Origin of the sequence: Kineococcus sp. NBC_00420 (assembly GCF_036021035.1) — a bacterium.
GTDB lineage: Bacteria > Actinomycetota > Actinomycetes > Actinomycetales > Kineococcaceae > Kineococcus.
Map to the genome: position 1 here is coordinate 5,051,460 of NZ_CP107930.1, position 20,538 is coordinate 5,071,997.

Here is a 20,538-nt window from a genome sequence, read left to right on the forward strand (position 1 = left end):
TTCACCTAGACTGGTGCCCGGACGAACGGAGGGGCGACATGGCCGACGGCACCGAGACTCACGCCACTGCCACGAGTGCGCCCGACACACCGGCGCAGGTGGAATCCCCGACGCAGGGGTCCGTGGTCCCCGCACCGGCACCGCAACGCCGTCCCCCCACGGGCCGACCCAACGGGCCGGAACGACGTCGCGGCACGGAGGCGCAGCACACCGGTCCGGTCACCGCCGGGCGGATGCTCTCGCGCCTCGCGCGCTTCGGTCAGCACCGCCAGTCCAGCGTCTCGCCCGTGCTGGAACCGCTGCTGCGCACCGTCTCCAACACCCACCCGAAGGCGGACCTGTCCGTCGTCGAGAAGGCCTTCGACCGCGCCGAGCGCGCGCACGACGGCCAGCGCCGCAAGAGCGGCGACCCCTACATCACCCACCCCGTCGCGGTCGCGACGATCCTCGCCGAGCTCGGCATGACCCCGTCGACGCTCGCCGCGGCGCTGCTGCACGACACCGTCGAGGACACCGACTACACGCTGGCGAACCTGCGCGCCGACTTCGGTGACGAGATCGCCGTCCTCGTCGACGGCGTCACGAAGCTCGACAAGGTCACCTACGGCGACGCCGCGCAGGCCGAGACCGTCCGCAAGATGGTCGTGGCGATGGCCAAGGACATCCGCGTCCTGGTCATCAAGCTCGCCGACCGCCTCCACAACGCCCGGACCTGGCGCTACGTGTCGGCGGCCTCGGCGGAGAAGAAGGCCCGCGAGACCCTCGAGATCTACGCCCCCCTGGCCCACCGCCTGGGCATGAACACCATCAAGTGGGAGCTGGAGGACCTGTCGTTCGCGACGGTCTACCCCAAGGTCTTCGACGAGATCGTCCGCCTCGTGGCCGACCGGGCGCCCGCGCGCGAGGAGTACCTGCAGGGCGTCCGCGAACAGATCGAGGACGACCTCAAGAGCGCACGGGTGCGGGCGACGGTCACCGGCCGGCCCAAGCACTACTACTCGATCTACCAGAAGATGATCGTGCGCGGCCGCGACTTCGCCGAGATCTACGACCTCGTCGGGGTGCGGGTCCTGGTCGACTCCGTCCGCGACTGCTACGCCGTCCTCGGTGCGCTGCACGCGCGCTGGAACCCGGTCCCCGGCCGGTTCAAGGACTACATCGCGATGCCCAAGTTCAACATGTACCAGTCGCTGCACACGACGGTCATCGGGCCCGAGGGCAAGCCCGTCGAGATCCAGATCCGCACCTACAACATGCACCAGCGCGCCGAGTACGGCGTCGCGGCGCACTGGAAGTACAAGGACGATCCGAACGCCGTCGGCGGCGGCGGGGCGCAGAACGAGATGGACTGGCTGAAGGCCGTCGTCGACTGGCAGCGCGAGTCCGCCTCCAGCGACTTCCTCGACGACCTGCGCTGGGAGATCAACGCCGGTCAGGTGTTCGTCTTCACCCCCAAGGGCGACGTGCAGGAACTGCCGGCCGGTTCCACCCCGGTCGACTTCGCCTACGCCGTGCACACCGAGGTCGGCCACCGCACGATGGGCGCCCGCGTCAACGGCCGCCTCGTCCCGCTGGAGTCGACCCTCGACAACGGCGACCTCGTCGAGATCTTCACCTCCAAGGCCGACGGCGCCGGGCCCAGCCGCGACTGGCTGCAGTTCGTCAAGAGCCCGCGAGCGCGCAACAAGATCAAGCAGCACTTCTCGAAGGAACGGCGCGAGGAGGCGATCGAGGACGGCAAGGACGAGATCGCCCGGGCGATGCGCAAGCAGCACCTGCCGTTGCAGCGTCTGCTGTCCCACGACTCGCTGCTCGTCGTCGCCCGCGAGCTGAACCACCCCGACGTCTCGGCGCTCTACGCGGCGGTGGGGGAGCGTCACGTCTCCGCGGCCCACGTCGTCGAGAAGCTCATCGCCGCCGTCGGCGGGGAGGCCGCCGCCGAGGAGGACCTCGCGGAGGCGACCACTCCGGGCCAGACCCGGCCGAGTCGCAGCAGCGGTGACGCCGGGGTCGTCGTGGCCGGTGCGGACGACGTGTGGGTCAAGCTCGCCCGGTGTTGCACGCCCGTGCCGCAGGACCCGATCGTCGGGTTCGTCACCCGGGGTGCCGGTGTCTCGGTGCACCGGGAGGACTGCGAGAACGTGACGATGCTGCGCAACGAGCCCGAGCGGATCGTCGACGTGCAGTGGGCCTCGGCCATCGCGACCGGTCAGACCCGGCTCTTCCTGGTGCAGATCCAGGTCGAGGCGCTGGACCGGGCGCGTCTGCTCTCCGACGTCACCCGGGTCCTCTCGGACAACCACGTGAACATCCTGTCCGCGACGGTGTCGACGAGCCGGGACCGGGTGGCCCTGTCGAAGTTCTCCTTCGAGATGGCCGAACCGAACCACCTCAGCCAGGTGCTGAACGCGGTGCGCCGCGTCGACGGGGTCTTCGACGCCTACCGGGTCATGGCGTCGCGTCCGACGAAGGCCTGACCTCCTCCCGCGGGCGGGGTGCCCGCGGGAGGTCGAGGGCCCGGCGGGCGGTGCGCACCCCGCCGCGCCCGCGGGCCCGGTCGCTGGCGTCCCGGAGGTCGCCGTCCGCCAGCAGTCCCGCGTCGAGCATCCGCTCGCGCAGCCACGGTGCGCGGTGGGGTCGGACGGCGGCGACGTCGAGCAGCGTGCGGGCGGGCGTCGTGAGGGCCAGCCCCGCGAGGTCCTGCACGTCACCGGGTGCGGGCCGCACCCGGGAGAAGCTCAAGCGCAGCGGAGCGTGGGGGAGTTCGGGGAGTCGCCCGCCCGCGACCTGGACCTCGTGCGGTGCGGGCAGCGGTCGGCCCAGGTGCACCCAAGCCGCGGCGTCGGCGATGACCACGACACCAGTGGGGACGAACAGCGCGAGGGCGCGGGCGCGCAGGGCCGCGTCCAGGGTCACGTCGGCCGCGAGGATCACGTCCCCGACGACCTGCTGCAGGAGCCCGTCGCGGACCTCACGGTCAGCCGCCGCCGCTGCGGCCCGACCCTGCGGTCGCCACGGGGTGTCACCGTTGCCGGCGGCACCTCGGACCAGGACGGAGGTCAACCACTCGTCGCGCACGCCACCCAGTCCACACCGTGGACGGGGACGTGCGCGACGAACGGCTCGGACCTGTGGACAGCTCAGGCGTCGCGCAGGGTGGCCTGGGCGGCGTCCAACCACGCACGACGGGCCCGGAGGGCTTCCTCGGCGCGGGCCAGCGCCCGGGCGTCACCCTGGGTGCGGGCCTTCTCGACGTCGGCCTCGAGGTCGCGGATGGCGTTCTCGAGCTGGCTGGCGAGGCCACCGGCCCGGGCCTGGGCCTCGGGGTTGGACCGCGACCAGCGGGCCTGCTCGGCGTCGCGGACGGCGGTCTCGACGGCGCGCAGGCGCCCCTCGACCCGGCCGAGGTCGGTGCGCGGCACCTTGCCCGCGGCCTCCCAGCGGTCCTGGATGGAGTTGAGGGCCTTCTTGGTCGCGTTGAGGTCCTTGATCGGCAGCAGCGCCTCCGCCTCGAGCAGCAGGGCCTCCTTCGCGACGAGGTTCTCGCGGAACTCCTCGTCCACCTCGTCGTTGGCCGCGGTGCGCGCGGCGAAGAAGACGTCCTGAGCCGCGCGGAAGCGGTCCCACAGGGTGTCGTCGTCCTTGCGGCCGAGGCGGCCGGCCGCCTTCCAGCGGTCCATCAGGGCGCGGTAGGCGTTGGTCGTGCCGCGCCAGTCGGTGGAGGTGGACAGCGCCTCCGCCTCGGCGACGAGGGTCTCCTTCTCGGAGCGGATGGTGCTGCGTTCCTCACCGAGGGCGGCGAAGTGGTGGCGGCGCATCTTGTCGAAGGCGCTGCGGGCGTGGCTGAAGCGCTTCCACAGGTCGTCCTCGCTGCGCTTGTCGAGGCGACCCTCGCGCTGGGCCGCCTTCCACTCCTCGAAGAGGGTGCGCAGGCGTTCGCCGGAGGAACGCCACTGGACCTTCTCGGGGTCCTGACCGGCGATCTGCTCGGCCTCCTCGACGATCGCGAGCCGACCGGCGCGCAGCGTCTCGCGCTGGGCGGCGCGGGCGCGGTCGGCGGCAGCCCGGGCCTCGTCGGCGACGGTGGCCAGCGCCTCCACGCGGGCGCCGAGGGCGTCGAGGTCACCGACGGCGCGGGTCTCGGCGAGCGCGGTGCGCAGCGTGGCGACCCCGGAGACGATGTCCTTGCCGGCCAGTTCGGTGCTGCGCAGGCGCTGCTCGAACAGGTCGACCTGGGCGACGACCTCCCCGTACTTGCGCACGAAGTAGGCGATCGCCTCCTCGGGTGTCGCGTCGGGGTAGGCGCCGACCTCGTGCTCACCGTCGGCGCGGCGCACCCAGACGGTGCCGTTGTCGTCGACGCGCCCGAAGGCGGCGGCCGCCTCGCGGTCCACCGAGGTCAGGTGCCCGACCTCGGGGCCCGCCTCGGTGGTCGTCGGCGCGACGACGGCCGGGGCGGGGGTGGGACGCGGGCGCGGCGCGGCCGGGGTGGGACGCGGGCCGGGAGCCGGGGTGGGGTCGACCGGCTGCTCCGCCGGAGGGCCGGCCTCGGGCTGCGGCTCCGCCGTCACCTCGGAAGGTTCCTCCGACGACGACTGCGGCGCCTCCGACGCCGGGTCGGCCTCGGCCGCCGGCGTCTCGGCCGCCGTCGCGTCCTGCTGCGCGGCAACCGTCTCCGGTGCCTCCGGGGTCGCTTCGGTCGGGGTCTCGGGGGTGTCCGCCACGTCCGTGAGGGACGCCGGCTCCTGGGGCTGCTCGGTCACCCGCCTGATTCTAGGTCCCTCGGGCCCCGATCGGAGCAGGCAGTCACGGCGTGCCCGGTCCTGATCGCGGGCCGTGAGCGACGTCGTCCCTGTCGGCGGCGCGAACTAGGGTGCGTGACGTGCTCATCGACACGGTCGAGGCGACCGTCTTCGGGACCAACTGCTACGTCGTCGCACCCCGGGCCGGGGAGGAGTGCGTCGTCGTCGACCCGGGGGTCGACGTGGCCGACCGCCTGGCCGAGGTCCTGCGCCGGCACCGCTTGAAACCCGCCGCGGTCCTGCTGACCCACGGGCACCTCGACCACACGTACTCCGTCACCCCCGTGTGCGGGGTGCACGGTGTCGCCGCCACGATCCACCGCGCCGACGCGTACCGGCTGAACGATCCGCTGGCCGGGATCGGAGCCCCCCTGCGCCAGGCCCTGGAGGCCACGACGGGCACCGTGCAGTGGCGCGACCCCGACGACGTCGTGACCGTCGAGGACGGGGCCTCCCTGCAGGTCGCGGGCCTCTCGATCGCCGTCCAGCACGCACCCGGGCACACCGAGGGGTCCGTGCTCTTCTCGGTCGACCGGGCCGGGGAGCCCGACCTGCTGCTGTCCGGGGACGTGCTCTTCGCGGGCTCCATCGGACGGACCGACCTGCCCGGCGGGGACCACCAGGCGATGCTGCGCAGCCTGCTGACGCGGGTGCTGCCGCTGGAGGACGCCACCGACGTGCTGCCGGGGCACGGTCCGGCGACGACGATCGCCCGCGAACGTGCGACCAACCCCTACCTGCAGCAGCTGGCCCGTCTCGCCGGCGGGTCCTGAGGTCAGTCCGCCACCCGCAGTCCGAGGTGCTCGGCGAGCAACGGCGCGAGGCGGAGGAGCTGGAGCTCGCTGATCCGGGCGCCGCGCAGCGACCCGACCCCGCTGACGGCCTCGAGGTCGGCCCCGCTCAGGTCGACACCGCTCAACCGGGCCGAGGTCACGTCCAGGTGCCCGATCCGGCAGTCGAGGAACCGCACCCGCGTGAGGCCCGCGCCGGAGACGTCGACCTCGCGCAGGTCGCACCCGGTGAAGGTGACGTCGGTCAGCGACGCCTCGCGCAGGTTCACGAAGTCGAAACGGCCACCGCGGACGGCCACGCGCGTCCACTGCGCCGCGGACAGGTCCCACGCGCCGATGCGGCAGTCCTCGACGACCACCTCCTGCCAGGTGGAGGAGCGCCACGGCGCCTCGGTCGCGGCGAGCGCGGCGATCCGCACGTCGACCAGGCGGGCCCCCGCCAACGCCAGCCCGTCGGCGCGCACCCGGGACAGCACGCACCCCAGGAACCGCGCGTCCCGGGCGTCGACGCCGCTGAGGTCCCCGCAGGTCGCCTCGCCGAAGAGGAGTCCGTCGTGGGACTCACCCGCCCTCGGTGGCCGCGTCGCCGCCTCGAGGGTGGACTCGTCGAGCGGGAGGTCGGGGGTGGGCGTCGCCGGCTCCTCGGAGCGGCGGCTGGGCTTCTTCGGCACGGCGCCACTGTGCCCGATCAGCTGCGGTGCCGGACTAGCCGGCGCCGACGTCCTCCGCCGCGAAGCCCAGCACCCGCGCGCCACCGCCGGGACCGTTGAGGACGCGTCCGCGCGCGAGGACCACCCCGTGCCGCGGCGGCGCGATCCGGAAGCGCACGTCGTAGGGCAGCCCGGTCGAGGCGGAGGAGCGCAGCGCCGAGGAGACGAGTGAGCGGTCCTCGTCGTGGACGCTGCGCCGCAACCACTCCGGCAGCGACGCGACCCCCGGGTGCTGGCCGAGGCCGTAGAGGACGCCGCTGCGGGCGTCCCAGGCGACGGTGTCCGCGGTGGCGTCGTACTCCCACGCCCCGGTCGACTCGCTCGGCAGCGCGGCCTCCCCGGCGACCCGCAGGTCGATGAGGCGGCCCATCGGCGGCAGGACCCCGGCGAGGCGGGCTCGCAGGGCGGGCGGCACGAGGTGCAGGGTGGCGGAGCTGCGGACGTCGGCGAGGACCCGGGCCAGCGCCTCGTAGCCCAGACCGTCCCCCTGGACGACGAGCCGGTCGTCCACTCCGTGCTGGTCGTCGACGGCGACGGCGTCCACGAGCACGGTCAGCACCGGGTCGGGAGCCTCGGGGAGCTCGTCCCCCCAGAGGGCCTCCAGGTCCGCGCGCACGCGCTCGGCGCGGTGGCGCAGGTGGTGCTCGTGGCTCAGGGCGTCCGACACGCAACCTCCCGGGGACGATCGACGTCGGACATCCCCCAGCCGACGCGCGCAGCCGTCCGAGCGCAGGCTCCAGCGCGGCTGGGGTCAGTCAACCGTTCCCACGACGCTCCGACAAGGGGCGCGCGCCGGGCGTGCGCCACCCGGCGCGGTTCCGCTCGCGAACGATCACGAGTCCAGGATGGTGGACGCGCGATGCAGGGCCCCAACCTGTCGACGTCGTGGACACGTCGAAAGTCACGAGATCACGTAGGCCCACCCGTGGTGGGCTCGCCAGCTTCCTCGCTGACATCAACCCTGGGACCGGCTACCTGGACCGAGCGTCGCTGCGCTACGCCGCCCTGCTCGTCGGCTCGGGCACTCCCAGCCGTTCTGGGCGCCCTGCGCCCGACGTCACGGTCATCCCGCGTCGTGAGCGCTGCCGCCGGCGGCCGCGACGCTGCGGCCTCGCCGAAGAGCAGACGCGCGACGCAGGCGCGGTGTCTCGAGCGAACGGCACCCCTCCCTAGGGTTCGACGATGACCGAGGTGAGGCCCGCCGTCCTCGAGGACGCCGACCAGCTCGCACGCATCCACGTCGACACCTGGCGCGCCACCTACACGGGCCTGATCCCCGACACGGTGATCGCGGGACTGTCGCTGAACAGCTCCGTCCAGCGGTGGCGTGACGTACTGCCCACCACCCCGCCACGACACTGCTTCGTCGCTCTCGACGTCACCGGAGACGTCATCGGCTTCGTGCGTCGCGGCCCCAGCCGCGACGAGGGAGCAGCACCCACCACCGGTGAGGTCCAGTCCCTCTACGTCCACCCCGAACACTGGAACACCGGGGCCGGGCGAGCACTGCTCGACACCGCCACCACCGAGCTGCGCGACGACGGCTTCACCGACGCGACCCTGTGGGTCCTGACCGGCAACGCCCGCGCCCGGCGCTTCTACGAACGGTGCGGCTGGCACACCGACGGGCGCACCCAGCACGACCACCGCCGGGGCGTCGTCCTGGACGAGGTGAGCTACCGGCGCGGCCTCTGACCCGCTGACTGACCCGCTGACATCCATCCGGTCACCCCGCGGTGCGCGCGGTGGCTCCGGGCCGGCCACCCCCGGCACCACGCCGGAACGGGGCTCCGCAGACGCTGCCGCGTCACGTCGGCCCAGCCGCTCTCTCGCCAGCCGGCCCGTTCCCGCCGGGAACTTCTAGACGTCGTGGGGCGCAGAGGGTCTCACCCGTTCGTCCGAGTGCGATTCACCCGTTCACCGATCCCGATCGGGGTTCAGACCGGGACGTTGAGGGCCGAAGTAATGGGGGACACCACCGGGCAGCGGATCGACCGCCGTCCGCAGCCCCACCTACGGAAGGACCTGACGTGACCAACGTCGACGCCACCCTGAAGGCCTGCCTCGAGATCGACGGCGCCACCGCCGCGGCCCTCGTCGACTACGAGTCCGGCATGTCGCTCGGCCAGGCCGGGGGCGGCGCCCTCGACCTCGACGTCGCCGCCGCCGGCAACACCGACGTCGTCCGCGCCAAGCTGCGCACCATGCAGCGCCTGGGCCTGTCCGAGAACATCGAGGACATCCTCATCACCCTCGGCACCCAGATCCACCTGATCCGTCTCATCCAGTCGCAGTCCGGCCAGGGCCTGTTCCTGTACCTGGTCCTCAAGAAGGACTCCTCGAACCTCGCCATGGCCCGTCGCCAGCTGACGATCCTCGAGCGCGACCTCGCGATCTGACGATCCCACCGCACCACCGCACCACCGCACCACCCGTCGGCGGTCGGCCGGACGCCTCACCGCGTCCGCGTCCGACCGCCGACGCGCGCAGCCCCCACCCCGCCTCCCGAGGAGCTCCGTGAGCAGCCCCGCCCGCAAGATCGTGGTCACCGGACCCTTCGGGGCCGGCAAGACCACGTTCGCCACCACCGTCACCGCAGGCCTCGGGGGTGGGACGCTCGTGACCACCGAGACCGGGGTCAGCGACGAGACGGCCGCGCTCAAGACCTCCACGACCGTCGCGATGGACCACACCAGCTTCACGGTGCCCGCCCCCGCCACCGCCGGCTGGGACGACGTCAGGGTCAACCTCTTCGGCACCCCGGGCCAGGAACGGTTCTCCTTCATGTGGGAACTGCTGGCCCGGAACATGGACGGCTACCTCGTCCTCGTCGACGCCAGCCGCTCCACCAGCATCGAAGCGGCCGCCGACATCGTCGGGGCCTTCCAGCGCATCGCCCCGGCCGTCCCGCGCCTGGTCGCGGTCAGCCGCTGGGCCGACCCCGCCGGCACCCGCGCCCGACTGGGCCAGCTCCTCGGCACCTCGCCGTCGGCGCTCATCGCCTGCGACCCCCGCGACCTGTCCCAGTGCACGGCCGTCCTGACGGTCCTGCTCGACGGCGTCCACACCCTCGAGAGCCGCCGCGTCGCCGCCGGCACGGACGGAGCCACAGCATGATCGTGAAGCAGCACGCGATGCGCGTCAGCGGCGCCCTCAAGCGCGACATCCCGGGGCTGCGGCGGATCCTCGTCGCCCGCACCGACGGCCTCGCCTTCCACGACGACGGCCCCGAACGCGACCACGAGTCCGCGGCCGCCATCGTCGCGACCGTCCTCGGCATCGCCCAGCGCGCCGCGGACGCCAACGTCCTCGGCCCGTTCCAGTCCACGACCGTCAAGGGCAGCGACGGCGCTCTCGTCGTGTACGCGATCACCACCAGCCACATCCTCGCCGTCGTCACCGACCCCTCCGTCAACCTCGTGCTGCTCGACCGCCTCGCCCTCAAGCTGGTCGCCGACCTCGCCGGCGCCGAGTCCGGCGCGACACCGGCCCGCGCCCGCTGAGCCCTCGGGGGAGTGCTCCCCGGGGTGCGGCGTTCCGTAGGATCGTCCGTGCGCACACCGCGCTCTGACGATCGAAGGGACCTCCCGTGCTCCGCACCCACGAGGCCGGCAGCCTGCGCGCCGGTCACGCCGGACAGACCGTGACGCTCACCGGCTGGGTGGCGCGTCGACGGGATCACGGGGGAGTGGCCTTCCTGGACCTGCGCGACGCCTCGGGTGTCGTCCAGGTCGTCGCGCGCGACGAGATCCTCGACGCCGGCGGCGCCCGCGACCTGCGCAACGAGTACTGCATCCGCATCACCGGAGACGTGCGGCTGCGCCCCGACGGCAACGACAACGCCAACATCCCCACGGGTGCGGTCGAGGTCGACACCACGGCGCTGGAGGTCCTCTCCGAGGCCGCACCGCTGCCGTTCCAGATCGACGACCACCTCACCGTCGGTGAGGAGGCCCGGCTGAAGTACCGCTACCTCGACCTGCGCCGCACCGGCCCCGCGAACGCGCTGAAGCTGCGTTCGGCCGCGAACAAGGCCGCGCGCACCGTGCTCGAGGAACACGCGTTCACCGAGGTCGAGACCCCGACGCTGACCCGGTCCACCCCCGAGGGGGCGCGCGACTTCGTCGTCCCCGCCCGCCTGTCCCCGGGTTCCTGGTACGCCCTGCCGCAGAGCCCGCAGCTGTTCAAGCAGTTGCTGATGGTCGCCGGCATGGAGCGCTACTACCAGATCGCCCGCTGCTACCGCGACGAGGACTTCCGCGCCGACCGGCAGCCGGAGTTCACCCAGCTCGACATCGAGATGAGCTTCGTCGAGCAGGACGACGTCATCGCCCTCGGCGAGCAGATCGTCTCCGCGCTCTGGAAGCTCATCGGCTACGACGTTCCGCTGCCGATCCCGCGGATGACCTTCGAGGAGGCCATGCGCCGCTACGGCTCCGACAAGCCCGACCTGCGCTTCGGCATCGAACTCGTCGAGTGCGCCGAGTTCTTCGCCGACACCAGCTTCCGGGTGTTCCAGTCGCCCTACGTCGGTGCCGTCGTCATGCCGGGCGGCGCCTCCCAGCCGCGCAAGACCCTCGACGCCTGGCAGGAGTGGGCCAAGCAGCGCGGGGCCCGCGGGCTGGCCTACGTCCTCGTCGGCGAGGACGGCGAACTCGCCGGTCCGGTCGCCAAGAACCTCTCCGACACCGAACGCGCCGGTCTCGCCGCGCACGTCGGCGCGAACCCGGGCGACTGCATCTTCTTCGCCGCCGGCGCCGTGAACCCCTCCCGTGCGCTGCTCGGAGCCGCCCGCGCCGAGATCGCCCGGCGCACCGGCGCGATCGACGAGAACGCGTGGTCCTTCCTCTGGGTCGTCGACGCACCCATGTTCAAGTCCGCGGCCGAGGACGACGACGTGTCGATCGGCGGCGGGAACTGGAACGCCGTCCACCACGCCTTCACCGCCCCGAAGCCCGAGCACCTCGACACCTTCGACACCGACCCGGGGTCCGCGCTCACCAACGCCTACGACATCGTCTGCAACGGCAACGAGATCGGCGGCGGCTCGATCCGCATCCACCGTCGCGACGTCCAGGAACGCGTCTTCGCGGTCATGGGCATCTCCGAGGCCGACGCGCGGGAGAAGTTCGGCTTCCTCCTCGACGCGTTCTCCTTCGGCGCCCCGCCGCACGGCGGGATCGCCTTCGGCTGGGACCGCGTCGTCGCCCTGCTCACCGGCTCCGACTCCATCCGCGAGGTCATCGCCTTCCCCAAGTCCGGCGGCGGCTACGACCCGCTGACGGCCGCGCCCGCGCCCATCACGGCGCAGCAGCGCCGCGAGGCCGGGGTCGACTTCACGCCCGAGGCCAAGAAGCCGGCGGAGACCGTCGAGGCGTGATCCGGTCCGCCCTGGGGTGTGCCGTCCTGTTCGTGGCGCTCGCGGTCCTCGTGACCACGGGCGCCACGGCGCGTCCGGACCGGTTCCTCTCCGAGCTCGGGACGGCCGCCGCGGGTGCCCATCCCACGCTGACGCGGGTCGCCCAGGTCGTCGAGGCCGTCACCCAGCCCGTGTGGGTGTACCTGGCGGGTCTGCTCGGCGTCGTGGCCGTCTGGCGCCGCGGGCGTCGGCGGGCCGCGGTGGCCTCGCTGGTCGCGGGTGCGGTCGCGTCGGTGACGTCCCCGGCGTTGAAGGCGGCCTTCGACCGGGAACGTCCGGCCGTCGACCTCGGGTACACCACCGCCGGTGGCGGGTCGTTCCCCTCCGGGCACGCCCTGGCGTCGGCGACGGTGGTGCTGCTGTTCGTGCTCGTCCTGGTGCCCGTCCGGTGGCGTTCCCGCGCGATCGTCCTGGGTTGCCTGGAACTCGGGGTGGTCGCGGTGGACCGGGTCTGGGTGGGCGCGCACTGGCCCAGTGACGTGCTGGCCGGGTTCCTGCTGGCGGGTCTGATCGTCCTGCTCGCCGCCCGGTCCGCGTCAGAGGGTGACGGTGACCCAGCCGGTGCGGCGGGTGGTCCCGGTCCCGAGGCTCGCGGGTAACGCCGCGGGGGAGACCTCGCTGACGCGCACCGGTGCGCGGTGGCCGACGTCGGCGGTCGTGGGTTCGGCCTGCGCCGCCCCGGCGAGTCCGAGGCTGCCCACCCCCGTGACGAGGCCGACGGCGAGGAGGCGGCGGGGGAGGCGGTTCGTGCGGGTGCGCTGCGTCATGACGTCATCCTGGGGCCGGGGGTTCTGCGTGGCCCTGGAGGTTCCTGTGCCCTGACCCAGCCGGCTCCCGACGAGCGCGAGCCTGGTCCCGCGGGACCACGCTCGCGCTCGTGCCGACCGGGTCAGGAGGCCGTGAGGTCGTAGACCGTCGTGCCGTCGACCGTGGTCGCGGTGAAGTTCGCCGCGACCCACTCGGAGATCTCGTTGGCGTCGTCGCTGCCCCCGGAGGTGGTGGAGGCCATCGAGGAACTCGCGATGTAGTAGTGGATGTCGCCGGCCGCGACGTGGGCCTGGAACTGGGCCAGGGTCGGCGCCGGGTCGGTGCCGTTGAACCCGCCGACGGCCATGACCGGTTCCTGGGTGGCGAGCTGGTACCCGGCCGCGTTGTTCGAACCCGTCGTGGCCGCGACCCAGGAGTAGGAACCGGCGTCGGCCTCGAGGAGGGCGGTGAGCGCCGCGCCGGGGGTGCTGGCGCCCAGCAGGCCGCCGACGCCGCCACCCCGCGCGGACCGCGTCCCGAGTCCGGTGCCGGCGGAACCCGTCGGGCCGCCCACACCGGTCGGCGGCCCGAACGTCCGCTGACCGCTCTGACCGCTCTGACCGCCGGCCCCGCCCTGGGCGAACATCCCGCTGAACTGACCGCCCCCGCGGGTGCCGGGCATCCCGCCGGCCATGCCGAAACCGGAGGACACCGTCGGGCCTGCGGAGACGATCGCCCCGGTGTGGGCGGTCGACGCCGTCTGCAGGGAGTACGAGGCGGGGCCGGCGAGGACCGCGATGGCGGCCGCGACGGCCCCGGCCTGCCGCAGTGAACTCCGCAGCTGGCCGGACACCGGGCCACGGACGAACGCCGCCGCGACGAACCCGGCGACGGCCAGGACCCCGGCCACCAGGACGACCCAGCGCAACCACGGGACGAAGTCGGCGCTGCGGGAGAGCAGGACGACGGACCACGCCGTGCTGACCGCGACGACGACCGCGAGGACGGGGAGCGCCCACCGGGCCGACCGCAGCCGCCACAGGTCCACCGCACCCGTCGCGACCAGAGCCGCGACGGCCGGGGCCAGGGCCACCGTGTAGTAGGGGTGGATGATCCCGGACATGAAGCTGAAGGCCACGAACGTGACCAGCAACCAGCCGGCCCAGGCGAGGTAGCCGGCGCGGCGGACGTCGGTCCGCGGGGCGCGTCGGGTCACGACGAACCCGGCGATCGCGAGCAGGAACGCCGCGGGCAGCAACCACGAGACGTTCCCGCCGAACTCGGAGGAGAACATCCGCCCGAGACCGGTCTCGCCCCAGCCGTGGGTGGCGCCGACGCTTCCGGTCTCATCGCCGGTCAGGCGGCCGAAGCCGTTGTAGCCGAACGTCAGTTCCAGGAACGAGTTGTCCTGCGAGCCGCCGACGTAGGGGCGCCAGGAGTCCGGGACGAGTTCGACGACCGCGACCCACCAGCCGCCGGCCACCACCACGGCCGCTCCTGCGAGCAGCAGGTGCCGGACGCGCCGGCCGAGGCCGTGCGGGGCCGCCCACAGGTAGGCCAGGCCGAGGCCGGGCAGGACGAGGAACACCTGCAACTGCTTGGTGAGGAAACCCAGGCCGACGAACACCCCCGCCCAGTACAGGAATCGGGCCCGTCCGGTGTCGACCGACGTCAGGACCGCCCAGGTGGCGGCGATCATCAGCAGGACCAGCAGGGCGTCGGGGTTGTTGAAGCGGAACATCAGGACCGCGACGGGTGTGGTGGCCAGCAGCGCTCCGGCGATCAGACCGGCCGCGGGGGTGCTGCGCCGGCGGACGGTCGCGTACAGCAGCGCCACCGCGGCGACGCCCTCGAGGGCCTGGGGCACGAGGATCGACCACGACGACAACCCGAAGACGCGCACCGACAACCCGGTGACCCACAACGCCGCCGGGGGTTTGTCGACGGTGATGGCGTTCGCCGCGTCGGAGGAGCCGTAGAACCAGGCCTCCCACGACTGCGACCCCGCCTGCGCGGCCGCGGAGTAGAAGGGGTTCGCCCACCCCGACTCCGACAACCCCACCAGGTAGAGCACACCGGTGGTCAGGAGGAGGACGAGCAGGGCGGGTCGGACCCAGCGCGGATCGGCGTCGCGACCCCGCCAGACCGACGTCGCCGCGCGTCGCCACCGCCCGGTGCCCGGCGAGGTGGCGGCGGTACGCTCGAACCGCGGGACGGCGTCGGAGGTGGTGCTCATGCGTGCTCCTGCGGGGTGTCGACGGCCTGCTCGGCCCCGGGTTGGTGGTGCCTGCGGCTGCGGAACACCCAGGAGCGCAGCAGCAGGAAGCGGACGACCGTCGCCGCGAGGTTCGCCGCGGTGAGGACCGCGAGTTCGACGCCGCGACCGGCGTCGGGGTTTCCCGCGTGCAGCGCCGACAGGCTGCCGGCGGTGATGGCCCAGCCGAGCAGGAACACGAACAGCCCCTGCGCCTGGTGCCGTCCCGCCCCGTCCCGCCCGCGGACCCCGAACGTCACGCGACGGTTCAGGGCGGTGTTCCCGACCGCGGTGACGAGGAGGGCGACGAAGTTCGCGACCTGGGCGCTGCCGAACTCCTGGAACAGCAGGTACAGCAGGGCGTAGGCGGCCGTGCTGGTCAGCCCGACCGCGATGAACCGGGTGAGCTGCCCCGCGAGCGAGGTCGGGACACCGGCGAGGGCGGCGGGCTGGGGGCCGCGGCCGAGGCTGGCGCGGATCTCCTTCAGCGGCAACCGGCCCGAGGCCATCGCCCCCGCGAGCCGGCGGATCCCGCGCAGGTCGGCCACCGCGGTGGCGACGATGTCGACGGTGCTGTCGGGGTCGTCGACCCAGTCGACCGGGATCTCCTGGATCCGCAGGCCGGACCGTTCGGCGAGCACCAGCACCTCGGTGTCGAAGAACCAGCCGGTGTCCTCGACGAGGGGCAGGATCTCCCGGGCCACGTCGGCGCGGAGGGCCTTGAAACCGCACTGGGCGTCGGTGAAGCGCACCCGCAGCGTGCCGTGCAGGATCAGGTTGTAGCAGCGGGAGATGATCTCGCGCTTCGCGCCGCGGACGACGTGGGAACCCTTCGCCAGCCGCGAACCGATGGCGACGTCGGAGTGGCCGGAGAGCAGGCCCGCGACCAGCGGCAGCAGGGCCGCGAGGTCGGTGGAGAGGTCGACGTCCATGTAGGCGAGGACCTCGGCGTCGGAGGCGGACCAGACCCGGTTCAGCGCCCGCCCGCGCCCCTTCTCCTCGAGCCGGACGTGGCGGACGTCGGGGAGTTCCTCGGCCAGGGCGCGGGCGACCCGCGGGGTGCCGTCGGTGCTGGCGTTGTCGGCGACGGTGATGCGGGTGCGGAAGGGGAAGCGGGCCACGTGCGCGTGCAGGCGGCGGACGCAGGGTTCGAGGTCGGTCTCCTCGTTGAAGACGGGGACCACGACGTCCAGGACGGGAGCCCCGGAGGTGGCGGCGGTGGTGCCCCAGGTGGCGGTGTCCGCGGCCGGCCGGGGCCGGGGTGGCGTCGTCCCCGTGGAGGAGGTGGTCGCTGTCATGGTCCCAACGTCGTCCCGCGACCTCCGGGTGCCGTGGGCTGCCGCTGTGGTCGACCTGTGAGACCCCGCGCCCGCGACCACCGGTCTCAGCTCGAGGGCAGGGTGACGCGGAACGCCGTGCGACCGGGGCGGCTGTCCACCGTCACCGACCCGTGGTGGGAGGTCACCACGGCCTGCACGATCGCCAGCCCGAGGCCGGTGCTGCCGGCGGCCCGGGAACGCGAGGAGTCCGCGCGGGCGAACCGCTCGAACACGCGGGGCAGGACGTCGGGGTCGATGCCGGGACCGTCGTCGACGACGTCGAGGTGGGTCCTCGCGCCGTCCGGCACGATCCCGACGGTGACCGTCGTCCCCGGCGGGGTGTGGGTGCGGGCGTTGGCGAGCAGGTTCGTCAGCACCTGGTGCAACCGGCCCGGGTCACCGACGACCTCGACGGCTTCGTCGGGCAGGTCGAGGCGCCACCGGTGGTCGCGGCCGGCGACCTGCGCGTCGCTCACCGCGTCGAGGACGGTCATCGTGAGGTCGACGCTCTCGCGGTCCAGCGGACGGCCGGAGTCGAGGCGGGCCAGCAGCAGCAGGTCCTCGACGAGACCCGTCATGCGGACCGCCTCGGACTCGACTCGGCCCATGGCGTGCGCGACGTCGGGCGGGACCTGGTCACGGGAACGGCGGGTCAGCTCGGAGTACCCGCGGATCGCGGCCAGCGGGGTGCGGAGCTCGTGGCTGGCGTCGGCGACGAACTGCCGGACGCGCTGCTCGGAGGTGTGCCGGGCCTCGAGGGCGGACCCGACGTTCTCCAGCATCCGGTTCAGCGCGAGGCCGACCTTGCCGACCTCGGTGGCGCCGTCGGCGTCGGCGTCGGGCACGCGCAGCGAGAGGTCGACCTCGCCGCGGTCCAGCTCGAGTTCGGAGACCCGGGCCGCCGTGGTCGCGACCCGTTGCAGCGGAAGGAGATCACGCCGCACCAGGAAGGAACCCACGACGGCCGCGACGGCGACACCGCCGAGGATGACGGCGATCTCGACGCCCACGACGGTGAGCAGGGTCCGGTTCACGTCGGCCAGCGGCAAGCCGGTGACCTGCAGCGACCCGTCGTCGAGGATGGTGGCCGCGATCCGGTACCGGCCCAGACCGTCGAGGTCCACGGTGAGTTCCTGGCCGGCGGTGATCTCTTCCAGGACGTCGGACTGCGCGGCGCTCAGCTGACGGACGCAGGGGGTCTGCGTGGAGGTCGAGTCGTCGTAGACGCCGGACTGCGACGTCAGCAGTTTCCCTCCGGAGTAGCGCGCGTACAGGGTCCCGTCGGTCTGACCCGGTCCGACGAAGGACGGGGTCGTGCCGTCGCTGCACGTCGTCCGGTCGAACTGCTCCGGGGGCGGGAAGTTCCCGCCGCTGCCCCCACCGCGGTCGGGGTCGCCGACGAAGCGCTGGGAGCGGTTCACCGTCGCGTCCAGCTGCTTCTCGACCCGGCCCATGAGCGAGAAGTAGAGCGCCCCCGCCGTCACCACCCCGATGACGAGTCCGACCGCGACCAGCAGTGCGCTCGTCGTGAGCACGAGCCGGCTGCGCAGGGTCTGGGGCCGGCGCAGCCGGGAGAACGGGGAGGGCATCCGGGGATCAGCTCCGACGGATCGAGGGTCAGCTGGCGACGGCGATGACCCCGTCGGCGGGCTTGAGCACGTAGCCGGCGCCGCGGACGGTGTGGATCATCGGGTTGCGGCCGGCGTCGAGCTTGCGGCGCAGGTAGGAGATGTAGAGCTCGACGATGTTCGCCTGGCCGCCGAAGTCGTAGTTCCAGACGCGGTCGAGGATCTGCGCCTTGGACAGCACCCGGCGGGGGTTGCGCATCAGGTAGCGCAGCAGTTCGAACTCGGTGGCGGTGAGCTTGATCTCCACGCCGTCGCGGGTGACCTCGTGGCTGTCCTCGTCGAGGACGAGGTCGCCGACGGCGAGGACGGGTTCCTGCTTCGCCGCGGCGAGACCGGAACGCCGCAGCAGGCTGCGCAGCCGGGCCACGACCTCCTCCAGGCTGAACGGCTTCGTGACGTAGTCGTCACCCCCGGCGGTGAGACCGGCGACGCGGTCCTCCACGGCGTCCTTCGCGGTGAGGAAGAGGACGGGGACGTCGGTCGCGTCGGCGCGCAGGCGCCGCAGGACCTCGAGACCGTCGATGTCGGGGAGCATGATGTCGAGGATCACGGCGTCGGGACGGAACGTCCGGGCGGCGCGGACCGCGTCGAGACCGTTGCCGGCCGTCTGCACCTCCCAGCCCTCGTAGCGCAGGGTCATGCTGAGCAGCTCCGACAGCGTCGACTCGTCGTCCACGACGAGGACCCGCAGAGCGGTGCCGTCGGGGCGGGTGAGTTCCGATCGGCGGTTGGTGGTCGCGGTCATGGCTCCATGCTCGACCCTCAACCTGCCAGCTGTCGTGGGAAACCCTGAGACGGACCTGTGTGTCGTCACTGGATCGGACCACTGAGGACCCTGTGACTGCTGGTGCGCCACTCCACCCATTCACCACGCTTCTAGGGCCCTGTCCCGCAACCCCTCTGCTCAGGAGGCGGCGAGTTCCCCGTCGACGACGGGCCGGGCCAGCGCGAGGACCTGCTCGACCGCGGGGCGGGCGGTCGAGGTCGTGCACTCGGCCCCCCACGCGGCGCACAGCCGGCGCACCCGCTCCACGAAGCGGAGGGCGCTCGCGTCCACGGCGGTGACCTCGCGGACGTCGAGGTGCACGCGGGCCCGGGTGGTCGTCAGGTGGGCGCAGTGCTGCTCCACCCGGTGGGCGATCCGGGCGAGCTCCTCGGCCAGGACGAGGTCGACGTCGCCGGTGAGCGTGATCGTGAACCGGTCCCCGTCGGTGCGGGTGCTCACGCCGGAAACGGCGACGGCGTCCCGGGACTCGGCGGGGGTCTCGAGCGGGGCCCAGGTCCGCGTCGCGCCCGGGAGCTCGGCACCCCGCAGGGTCCCGGTGCCCGAGCGGGTGACGAGGTGGATGCGGAGGGGTGTGTGGGTCATCGCGGCAGCCTCGCTGCGCGGTGTGGGTGGGAGTGCGGAGGAACCTGTGACCCGGCTGCGTGTGGCGTGCCGTGTGCTGCGTGCCGTGTCCGGGGGAGCACGTACCTTGTCCGCGTGGCCGACCTCTTCTCCAGCGCGAGCGCGGAGGACTCCGTGGGCGCGGACGGGACGAGGATCCCGTCGGTGCTCGCCGGGGCGCCGCTGGCCGTCCGGATGCGACCGCGCTCGATCGACGAGGTCGTCGGTCAGCAGCACCTCCTGCAACCCGGCTCACCCCTGCGCCGCCTCGCCGCCGACGGCGACCTCGGCCGCGCCGGCCCGGCCTCGGTGATCCTCTGGGGCCCCCCGGGAACGGGGAAGACGACGCTGGCCAACGTCCTCGCGCACTCCGGGGGTCGCAGGTTCGCGGAACTCTCCGCGGTCACGGCGGGAGTGAAGGACGTCCGCAAGGTCATGGAGGCCGCCCGCGACGACCGCGACCTCTACCGCCGCCAGACCGTGCTGTTCCTCGACGAGATCCACCGCTTCACCAAGGCCCAGCAGGACGCGCTGCTGCCCGGGGTGGAGAACCGCTGGGTGGTGCTCGTCGCCGCCACCACGGAGAACCCGAACTTCTCCGTCGTCACCCCGCTGCTGTCCCGCTCGCTGCTCCTGACGTTGCAGCCGTTGACGATCGCCGACGTGGAGGGGTTGCTGCGCAAGGCGGTCGAGGACCCCCGCGGGCTCGCGGGGGAGGTCACGATCGACGACGACGCGCTCGCCCACCTCGTGCGGGTCGCCGACGGCGACGCCCGGCGCGCGCTGACGGCCCTCGAGGCCGCGGCCGGGACGGCGCTCGACGACTCCGCGGCCGGGACGGCGCGGATCACCCTCGTCCACGCCGAACGCGCCCTGGACCGCGCCGCCGTCCGCTACGACCGGCAGGGCGACCAGCACTACGACGTGGCCAGCGCCCTCATCAAGTCGATGCGCGGTTCCGACGTCGACGCCGCCCTGCACTACCTGGCCCGCATGATCGAGGCGGGGGAGGACCCCCGCTTCATCGCCCGGCGGATCGTCATCGCGGCCTCCGAGGACGTCGGGATGGCCGACCCCTCGGCCCTGCAGACGGCCGTCGCCGCGATGCACGCCGTGGCCCAGATCGGGATGCCGGAGGCGCGGATCGTCCTGGCCCAGGCCGTCGTGCACAACGCGACGGCGCCGAAGTCCAACGCCTCCTACCTCGGCATCAACGCGGCGATCGCCGACGTCCGTGCGGGTCTCGGCGGGTCGGTCCCCCCGCACCTGCGCGACGCGCACTACTCCGGCGCGCAGAAGCTCGGCCACGGCAAGGGCTACGTCTACACCCACGACGTCCCCGCCGGGGTCGCGGAGCAGCAGTACGCCCCCGACGAACTCGTCGGCAAGGACTACTACGTCCCCACCGACCGGGGTTTCGAGAACCAGGTCCGCGAGCGCCTCGCCCGGCTGCGCCGGATCCTGCGGGGTCGCTGAGCCGG

At 73.1% G+C, this 20,538-nt stretch carries 19 protein-coding genes; 9 read left to right on the forward strand and 10 right to left on the reverse strand.

Annotated elements, in window-relative coordinates; translation table 11 throughout:
* Positions 1 to 38: 38 nt before the first annotated feature.
* A complete protein-coding gene (locus OG218_RS24695; RefSeq protein ID WP_380156749.1) occupies positions 39 to 2,477 on the forward strand; it encodes a RelA/SpoT family protein in 2,439 nt (812 codons plus the stop codon).
* Here OG218_RS24695 and OG218_RS24700 read toward each other — a convergent pair.
* The gene (locus OG218_RS24700) at positions 2,449 to 3,078 is read right to left on the reverse strand and encodes a hypothetical protein (protein WP_328295863.1); all 630 of its coding nucleotides are present in this window, start codon (positions 3,076 to 3,078) and stop codon (positions 2,449 to 2,451) included. The genes OG218_RS24695 and OG218_RS24700 overlap by 29 nt on opposite strands.
* Positions 3,079 to 3,140: 62 nt before the next feature.
* Positions 3,141 to 4,763: a DUF349 domain-containing protein gene (locus OG218_RS24705; protein ID WP_328295864.1), complete on the reverse strand. Its 1,623-nt coding sequence runs from the start codon at positions 4,761 to 4,763 to the stop codon at positions 3,141 to 3,143.
* A gap of 119 nt (positions 4,764 to 4,882) precedes the next feature.
* Between OG218_RS24705 and OG218_RS24710 the strand changes: the two genes are divergently transcribed.
* A complete protein-coding gene (locus OG218_RS24710; protein WP_328295865.1) occupies positions 4,883 to 5,575 on the forward strand; it encodes an MBL fold metallo-hydrolase in 693 nt (230 codons plus the stop codon).
* Positions 5,576 to 5,577: 2 nt separating this feature from the next.
* Here OG218_RS24710 and OG218_RS24715 read toward each other — a convergent pair whose 3' ends face one another.
* Positions 5,578 to 6,264: a pentapeptide repeat-containing protein gene (locus OG218_RS24715; RefSeq protein ID WP_328295866.1), complete on the reverse strand. Its 687-nt coding sequence runs from the start codon at positions 6,262 to 6,264 to the stop codon at positions 5,578 to 5,580.
* Between the two features lie 34 nt (positions 6,265 to 6,298).
* Positions 6,299 to 6,970 (reverse strand): hypothetical protein, encoded by a 672-nt coding sequence (locus tag OG218_RS24720; protein ID WP_328295867.1) that lies wholly within the window; start codon positions 6,968 to 6,970, stop codon positions 6,299 to 6,301.
* A 515-nt stretch (positions 6,971 to 7,485) separates the two neighbouring features.
* On the opposite strand from OG218_RS24720, the gene OG218_RS24725 reads away from it, so the two are divergent.
* The 6 genes from OG218_RS24725 (at position 7,486) to OG218_RS24750 (ending at position 12,321) form a co-directional block, all read left to right on the forward strand.
* Complete coding sequence (locus OG218_RS24725) at positions 7,486 to 7,998, forward strand: GNAT family N-acetyltransferase (RefSeq protein WP_328295868.1); 513 nt, start codon at positions 7,486 to 7,488, stop codon at positions 7,996 to 7,998.
* 335 nt (positions 7,999 to 8,333) lie between these two features.
* Positions 8,334 to 8,702 carry a hypothetical protein gene (locus tag OG218_RS24730; RefSeq protein ID WP_328295869.1) on the forward strand — a complete coding sequence of 123 codons (369 nt, stop codon included), beginning with the start codon at positions 8,334 to 8,336 and terminating at the stop codon, positions 8,700 to 8,702.
* 118 nt (positions 8,703 to 8,820) lie between these two features.
* Positions 8,821 to 9,420 (forward strand): GTP-binding protein, encoded by a 600-nt coding sequence (locus OG218_RS24735; protein WP_328295870.1) that lies wholly within the window; start codon positions 8,821 to 8,823, stop codon positions 9,418 to 9,420.
* Positions 9,417 to 9,806 carry a roadblock/LC7 domain-containing protein gene (locus OG218_RS24740; protein ID WP_328295871.1) on the forward strand — a complete coding sequence of 130 codons (390 nt, stop codon included), beginning with the start codon at positions 9,417 to 9,419 and terminating at the stop codon, positions 9,804 to 9,806. The genes OG218_RS24735 and OG218_RS24740 overlap by 4 nt, the downstream gene beginning before the upstream one ends.
* A gap of 86 nt (positions 9,807 to 9,892) precedes the next feature.
* Positions 9,893 to 11,683, forward strand: a complete 1,791-nt coding sequence (gene aspS, locus OG218_RS24745) for an aspartate--tRNA ligase (RefSeq protein ID WP_328295872.1) — start codon at positions 9,893 to 9,895, stop codon at positions 11,681 to 11,683.
* On the forward strand, positions 11,680 to 12,321 hold the full coding sequence (locus OG218_RS24750) for a phosphatase PAP2 family protein (RefSeq protein ID WP_328295873.1): 642 nt from the start codon (positions 11,680 to 11,682) through the stop codon (positions 12,319 to 12,321). The genes aspS and OG218_RS24750 overlap by 4 nt, the downstream gene beginning before the upstream one ends.
* Here the strand turns inward: OG218_RS24750 and OG218_RS24755 are convergent.
* From OG218_RS24755 to OG218_RS24780, 6 genes are all read right to left on the reverse strand, one after another.
* Positions 12,259 to 12,489: a hypothetical protein gene (locus OG218_RS24755; RefSeq protein WP_328295874.1), complete on the reverse strand. Its 231-nt coding sequence runs from the start codon at positions 12,487 to 12,489 to the stop codon at positions 12,259 to 12,261. The two genes, OG218_RS24750 and OG218_RS24755, sit on opposite strands and share 63 nt — an antisense overlap.
* Before the next feature lie 122 nt (positions 12,490 to 12,611).
* Positions 12,612 to 14,705: a glycosyltransferase family 39 protein gene (locus tag OG218_RS24760; protein WP_328295875.1), complete on the reverse strand. Its 2,094-nt coding sequence runs from the start codon at positions 14,703 to 14,705 to the stop codon at positions 12,612 to 12,614.
* The gene (locus OG218_RS24765; RefSeq protein ID WP_328295876.1) at positions 14,702 to 16,021 is read right to left on the reverse strand and encodes a bifunctional glycosyltransferase family 2/GtrA family protein; all 1,320 of its coding nucleotides are present in this window, start codon (positions 16,019 to 16,021) and stop codon (positions 14,702 to 14,704) included. Before OG218_RS24765 ends, OG218_RS24760 begins: the two co-directional genes overlap by 4 nt.
* An 86-nt stretch (positions 16,022 to 16,107) precedes the next feature.
* The gene (locus tag OG218_RS24770; protein WP_328295877.1) at positions 16,108 to 17,631 is read right to left on the reverse strand and encodes a sensor histidine kinase; all 1,524 of its coding nucleotides are present in this window, start codon (positions 17,629 to 17,631) and stop codon (positions 16,108 to 16,110) included.
* Between the two features lie 28 nt (positions 17,632 to 17,659).
* Positions 17,660 to 18,415: a response regulator transcription factor gene (locus OG218_RS24775; RefSeq protein WP_328295878.1), complete on the reverse strand. Its 756-nt coding sequence runs from the start codon at positions 18,413 to 18,415 to the stop codon at positions 17,660 to 17,662.
* 159 nt (positions 18,416 to 18,574) lie between these two features.
* Complete coding sequence (locus OG218_RS24780; RefSeq protein ID WP_328295879.1) at positions 18,575 to 19,039, reverse strand: STAS domain-containing protein; 465 nt, start codon at positions 19,037 to 19,039, stop codon at positions 18,575 to 18,577.
* A gap of 114 nt (positions 19,040 to 19,153) precedes the next feature.
* Here OG218_RS24780 and OG218_RS24785 point away from each other — a divergent pair, with 114 nt between their 5' ends.
* A complete protein-coding gene (locus OG218_RS24785) occupies positions 19,154 to 20,533 on the forward strand; it encodes a replication-associated recombination protein A (RefSeq protein ID WP_328295880.1) in 1,380 nt (459 codons plus the stop codon).
* The last annotated feature ends 5 nt before the right edge of the window (positions 20,534 to 20,538 follow it).